7 protein-coding genes and 4 pseudogenes are annotated in these 5,292 nt (G+C 36.5%); 7 read left to right on the top strand and 4 right to left on the bottom strand.

All coding sequences use genetic code 11. From position 1 onward, the window contains the following. A pseudogene (locus tag F890_RS18490) lies at positions 1 to 132 on the top strand (IS5/IS1182 family transposase); the annotation flags it as partial. 131 nt (positions 133 to 263) lie between these two features. On the opposite strand, the gene F890_RS02890 reads toward F890_RS18490, so the two are convergent. Next, a complete protein-coding gene (locus F890_RS02890; protein WP_000042163.1) occupies positions 264 to 695 on the bottom strand; it encodes a MarR family winged helix-turn-helix transcriptional regulator in 432 nt (143 codons plus the stop codon). Between the two features lie 6 nt (positions 696 to 701). Beyond that, complete coding sequence (locus F890_RS02885; RefSeq protein ID WP_004786455.1) at positions 702 to 1,130, bottom strand: organic hydroperoxide resistance protein; 429 nt, start codon at positions 1,128 to 1,130, stop codon at positions 702 to 704. A gap of 599 nt (positions 1,131 to 1,729) precedes the next feature. Here F890_RS02885 and F890_RS02880 point away from each other — a divergent pair. Both F890_RS02880 and F890_RS02875 read left to right on the top strand, forming a co-directional pair. Next, positions 1,730 to 1,960 (top strand): annotated as a pseudogene (locus F890_RS02880) (type II toxin-antitoxin system RelE/ParE family toxin); the annotation flags it as partial. After that, a complete protein-coding gene (locus tag F890_RS02875) occupies positions 1,953 to 2,255 on the top strand; it encodes a helix-turn-helix domain-containing protein (protein ID WP_001140620.1) in 303 nt (100 codons plus the stop codon). The pseudogene F890_RS02880 and the gene F890_RS02875, both read left to right, overlap by 8 nt. A 41-nt stretch (positions 2,256 to 2,296) precedes the next feature. On the opposite strand, the pseudogene F890_RS02870 reads toward F890_RS02875, so the two are convergent. Next, positions 2,297 to 2,458: pseudogene (locus F890_RS02870) on the bottom strand (IS6 family transposase); the annotation flags it as partial. Between the two features lie 93 nt (positions 2,459 to 2,551). Continuing rightward, on the bottom strand, positions 2,552 to 2,944 hold the full coding sequence (gene cadR, locus F890_RS02865; RefSeq protein WP_004281856.1) for a Cd(II)/Pb(II)-responsive transcriptional regulator: 393 nt from the start codon (positions 2,942 to 2,944) through the stop codon (positions 2,552 to 2,554). Positions 2,945 to 3,034: 90 nt separating this feature from the next. Between cadR and F890_RS02860 the strand changes: the two genes are divergently transcribed. The 4 genes and pseudogenes from F890_RS02860 to F890_RS17960 all read left to right on the top strand — a co-directional run. After that, positions 3,035 to 4,315: a cation efflux transmembrane domain-containing protein gene (locus F890_RS02860; RefSeq protein ID WP_005265666.1), complete on the top strand. Its 1,281-nt coding sequence runs from the start codon at positions 3,035 to 3,037 to the stop codon at positions 4,313 to 4,315. A gap of 11 nt (positions 4,316 to 4,326) precedes the next feature. Next, positions 4,327 to 4,587 carry a FeoA family protein gene (locus tag F890_RS02855; protein ID WP_004281857.1) on the top strand — a complete coding sequence of 87 codons (261 nt, stop codon included), beginning with the start codon at positions 4,327 to 4,329 and terminating at the stop codon, positions 4,585 to 4,587. Beyond that, positions 4,577 to 5,062, top strand: a pseudogene (locus F890_RS02850) (FeoB small GTPase domain-containing protein); the annotation flags it as partial. The gene F890_RS02855 and the pseudogene F890_RS02850, both read left to right, overlap by 11 nt. Before the next feature lie 79 nt (positions 5,063 to 5,141). After that, a partial coding sequence (locus tag F890_RS17960; protein ID WP_005265664.1) for an IS5/IS1182 family transposase occupies positions 5,142 to 5,292 on the top strand: 151 nt, incomplete at its 3' end.

Raw genomic sequence — 5,292 nt, 5'->3', positions numbered from 1 at the left:
GCATTTTGTAGGTTAAAGCAGTTCAGAGGAATAGCAACACGATATGATAAGCTAAAGTGTAGCTATGAGGGGGCAGTTGCATTAGCTTGTATATTTATTTGGCTACCTTTATCGGGTAAATTCTATACTTGAAATGTCAACAGACCCTAATTATCATATAGATATATTTTTTTGACTTCGTATAAGGTGTATTATGTTTATTTTAGAAAAACTAATTGATTCTTGAAAGTAAACAGGCTTCCATTATCAGATATTAAGAGGTCTCAAATTCTTTCTGATAATAGATTAACTAATACTTTTAATTCATCTCGTAATTGATTTAAGTTATCAAACTCAATGTTCTTGGTAAGCTCTTTAGGAATCTTTTCTGCTTCAGCAGATAAGTCTCGCCCTTTATCTTTTAATGAAATAAGAACTCGTCTTTCATCATTAGGATCACGTGATCGATTAATTAGACCAGATGTCTCCATTCTTTTTAATAGTGGGGTTAATGTTCCACTATCAAGATGTAAAATTTGTCCAAGATCACCCACACTTACACATTCTTTTTCCCACAAAACCAACATCACTAAATATTGAGGATAAGTGAGTCCGAGAGGTGTAAGAAAAGGGCGATAAGCTTTTACGATTAAATTAGATGCAGCATAAATAGGAAAACATAGTTGCTCATCTAAGCAAAGCTGATTCTTGGACATAGCTTTTTATTTGGTATAGACAGTGGTAGACACCTGTATATTACCTCGAATAGCATTGGAATAAGGACATACTTGATGCGTTTGTTCCACGATTTTCTCTGCATCAGCTTGTGAAATACCTGAAAGCGTGACATCTAAGTGTACTGTCAAGGCAAATCCACCATTGCCATTAGCAACCATTCCAACAGTACTCAGGACCTCTACATCGTTATCACGGATTTTATATTCTTTATTGCTACGAGTTACATGGATCACTGCATTTCCAAAGCATGCAGCATAGCCAGCTGCAAATAATTGTTCAGGATTCGTTGCATCACCTTTACCACCTAATTCTTTTGGCAAAGCCAATTTTAGTTCTAAGATACCATCTTCACTACGAATATTTCCTGAACGTCCACCGATTGCTTTAACCTGGGTAGAATAAAGATTACTCATTTTGATTACCTTTAAATAAATACATTGTGTGCAATATAATTGCACACAATGTATTTATGTCAACTGTTTTTTATATTCCATTTAACATAATGGGCGTTATACGAAATACACTTGTATATTAATATAAATATCAAACACTTAATAAAAATAGAAAAATCCAAGAATGCCCAAAAATCCGATTTTGAAACAAGTCGGCTTTTTTATGAGCGGTTTTGATACTTCTTGCCAATAAATTTGACTAAAAAATAGTCAGTTTTGAGGTTTTTCAAATTTTATCAATGCCTCAATGTCCAAAATTATCCACATTTTTTGTGGATAAAATTTAGGCTATTTTGTAAGCCCTGGCTCATACCAATCTCGGCCCTTTGCTGCTATCCGCAATACTGGAAATTTCCTATCATGAAGACATAGAGAGCAGGATGCTCCAGATAAAAAGAATAAGATGAACAACAAGGAACGTGAGATCAGACAGGAGTCAGATCTAAGCGCCAAATATGGAAAAGCCCGACAGGATGTCGGGCTTTTTTATTGCCTATCCTTTCTCATTTGCAAAACAAACATAATGCCCCTAAAATATAGACTATAATCTATATTTTGGTTTAGTAGATACTGTGTATGAGTCTAAATTTACCAATATGAAAGAACTGCGCGTTCAACATCGCGGTAGACCCTTAAGAGCTTTCTTCGCATTTGATCCCTTACGACAGGCTATTGTTCTATGTATTGCTGATAAAGGCGGTAAAAAGCGTTTTTATAAAGACATGCTGGATATTGCAGATGAACAATACCAACTTCATCTCACTACCCTAGGAGATAAATCTAATGGCTAAGACTCTGCAAGAATTGTTAGCTAGCCGCTCTCCAGAGAGCCAAGCCCGTATTCAAAAAATGGCTGATGAATTACTGCTAGAAAATCAGCTTCATCTTATTCGTGAAGAACTCGAAATTTCTCAAAAAGAGCTTGCTGAAACTTTGGGAATAAAACAGCCATCGCTTTCAGCAATAGAAAATCGTGGCAATGATCTTAAGATTTCAACCATGAAAAAGTATGTTGAGGCAATGGGTGGGAAGCTCCGTATTGATGTAGAGCTTCCAACAGGAAAACATATAGGATTCAACGTTTAACAATAAAAATGGGAGCTATAGGCTCCCATTTTTAGATTCGTATAACGTTGAACCCAACGGTAAATAGTCGTGTGATCAACATTCACACCCCGTTCGGCCAGCATTTCCTGCAGTTCACGATAGCTAATGCCATATTTACAATACCAGCGCACAGCCCAAAGAATGATTTCGCCCTGAAAATGCCGACCATGGAAAGGATTCATATGCTGCACCTTTAGCTAAAACAGTCTTCAGCTTACCATTCGTGGTTATTTGCAACAGTGCCGATTTTTTGAAAAAAGCATAGGTCTAGATAATCAAGCTAGATTTTTTAGAACTCCACATTGGTCAATTGTACATAAGCCATCACAAGTACCTCTTAAATCAGATAGTTGTTCAATAAGCTTTTGTTGCTTGATTATATTTTCTCTGATAGCACTGACATGTAAGTCAATTAATTCATTCACATCTGAACAATTTTTCTTGGGATTATCTTTATAGGTGAGTAATTGACGAATTTCATTCAAACTCATATTTAAAGTTCGGCAATTCAAAATAAACTTAATTCGCTCAACATAGCCTATATCGTAAAGGCGGTAATTTCCTTCCGTTCTTTCGGGTTCCGGAATTAAACCTTCCTTTTCATAAAACCTAATTGTTAATACTGAACATGAGGTTTTTTTAGAGAGTTCACCAATTTTTAAATGCATTGAGTTGGTATTTCCAAAAAATCTTGACTCTATAGTAACTATAGGGATTCTAATATTCAAAGTTTATAAATTTTTTTAATGGGTATAATTATGAGTGGTTGTGGATGTAGTAAAGAAACACCATGCGAAGATAAGAAATCTCAACAAGAAAATCATCCATCAATTGCAGAAGCAAACAATTCAAAGAATTGTGATAATACGCTTAGCTGTTGTGGTGAAGAGGAAGAAAAAAAATCTTCATCTCCTTGCTGTAACACTTCAAACAGTTGTGAAGATACCGCTCAATCCTGTTGTGGTTCTGATCCCAAAGAAAATTTAAGCACTGAAGACGTTTTAAAAGATTCGCACTACATGAGTGAATACTTAGTTCCCAAAATGGATTGTTCTGCGGAAGAACAGATGGTTCGTATGGCGCTATCTTCAATTGATGGTGTTCAAAAACTCATCTTTGATTTACCTAACCGTTCTTTAAAGGTTCTACATAATCAAAAAGATGAAAATATAACCACCAAACTTGAAGCTTTGGGTTTTGGTGCAAAGCTTGTGAAGACTGAAACTTATATAAGCAATCAACAGGCTAAGCAAACAAGTACCTACACCATTCCTAAAATGGATTGCTCTGCTGAAGAGCAAATGGTCCGTATGGCTCTTGCAGATATTGAAGCAGTTAAAGGTCTTACTTTTGATCTTCCCAATCGAAAACTGAAAGTCTTCCATAATGAAGGGATTCAGCAAATTACGGCTAAACTCGAAGGACTGGGTTTTGGGGCGAAACTTGATGAAATACAGCTTTCTTCAGGCGATATACCTAATGAACCTGATCCTGTGAGACAAGCTAAAGTACTTAAACTGTTATTAGGCATTAATGCTCTACTTTTCTTTATAGAATTCATCAGCGGAATTATTGCTGCGTCTACAGGATTGATTGCTGATTCTCTAGATATGTTTGCCGATGCAGCCGTTTATGGTATTGCGCTATATGCCGTCGGAAAAGCTGCGAAATATCAAGTGAAAGCAGCCCATTTCGCAGGTTGGATTCAGTTATTACTTGCTGTCATCGTGATTATTGATGTCATTAGACGATTCATGTTTGGAAGCGAGCCAGAATCAACGCTCATGATTGTTATTGGCCTGCTCGCACTTATAGCTAACGTGACATGCTTATATCTTATTTCTGGTCATCGAGAAGATGGCGCACATATGAAAGCCAGTTGGATTTTCTCGGCGAATGACGTTGTGGTAAATATGGGCGTTATATTTGCCGGTGTACTCGTGGCGTGGACGGGATCAGCTTACCCAGACTTAATCATTGGCATCCTGGTTTCTTTATTCGTGCTTAATGGTGCTCGAAAGATTTTGGCTTTGAAGTAAGAGTATCGAAAATGAATCTATTTCAAGTTAAACAAAATCAGATCGTCAAAATTAGAGATCTCAAAAAAGGTAATCAATACAGTCATACCACTGATCCCGTATTGGAACGGCTCCAACTATTAGGTTTTAGAGAGGGTGAAACTCTACAAGTACTCACTAAAGGTGTTTTTGGCGGAGATCCTGTTTTAGTTCAAATTGAAACTTCAAGATTCGCATTAAGAAAGAATGAAGCTGAAAGAATTTTTGTAGAGTTAGTATCCAATGAAGATTAAGAACATTGCATTAGTCGGTAATCCAAATTGCGGAAAAACCTCTTTATTTAATACGCTTACTGGTACGCGACAAAAAGTTGCCAACTATGCTGGGGTTACCGTAGAAAGAAAAGAAGGTTCTTTTAAATTACCTTCTGGTGATGCAATACGAGTATTGGACTTACCCGGAACTTACAGTTTAAAACCTAGTAGTTTAGATGAAGAAGTCACCAGGGCAGTTTGTTTGGGCGAGCTAAAAGGTGAAATTCTACCCGATATTTTTATATGCGTTGTAGATGCCACAAATTTAAGCTTACATTTGAGCTTGGTTCTCGAAGTTCGTGCTCTAAATCGCCCTATGATTCTTGTATTAAATATGATGGATGAGGTCAAAAAGCGTGGTATTTCCATTGATAAGGATAAACTGTCTCAACTGTTAGGTATCCCTGTAGTTGAAGCTGTCGCAGTTAAAACAAAAGGAATTCAAGATTTAATTAGGGTGTGTTGACACTTTTAGCTTAAAAAAATAGCGAAGTAGTAAAATCAAATCGCCAAACACAATTTTACTATTCGCTATGCCTCGTACCATGCTGACAGATCAACACTGGCAAAAGTTGAAAGTTATTCTGCGTAATTTATCCATTCACCACAACTCAAATTTACGCAATTTTATTGAAGCTATTCTCTATAGAATTAGAACAGGCTGTCCGTGGCGAGATATTCCTT

Origin of the sequence: Acinetobacter sp. CIP 64.7 (assembly GCF_000369745.1) — a bacterium.
GTDB classification, from domain to species: Bacteria; Pseudomonadota; Gammaproteobacteria; order Pseudomonadales; family Moraxellaceae; genus Acinetobacter; species Acinetobacter fasciculus.
Note: the sequence above shows the minus strand (reverse complement) of the source record. Positions and strands in the feature narration are given on the sequence as shown.

Excerpts from the sequence above, each read along its gene's own strand:
- F890_RS02890 (WP_000042163.1), bottom strand. The coding sequence starts at position 695 with ATGTCCAAGAATCAGCTTTGCTTAGATGAGCAACTATGTTTTCCTATT.
- F890_RS02885 (WP_004786455.1), bottom strand. The coding sequence starts at position 1,130 with ATGAGTAATCTTTATTCTACCCAGGTTAAAGCAATCGGTGGACGTTCA.
- F890_RS02875 (WP_001140620.1), top strand. The coding sequence starts at position 1,953 with ATGGCTAAGACTCTGCAAGAATTGTTAGCTAGCCGCTCTCCAGAGAGC.
- cadR (WP_004281856.1), bottom strand. The coding sequence starts at position 2,944 with ATGCATTTAAAAATTGGTGAACTCTCTAAAAAAACCTCATGTTCAGTA.
- F890_RS02860 (WP_005265666.1), top strand. The coding sequence starts at position 3,035 with ATGAGTGGTTGTGGATGTAGTAAAGAAACACCATGCGAAGATAAGAAA.
- F890_RS02855 (WP_004281857.1), top strand. The coding sequence starts at position 4,327 with ATGAATCTATTTCAAGTTAAACAAAATCAGATCGTCAAAATTAGAGAT.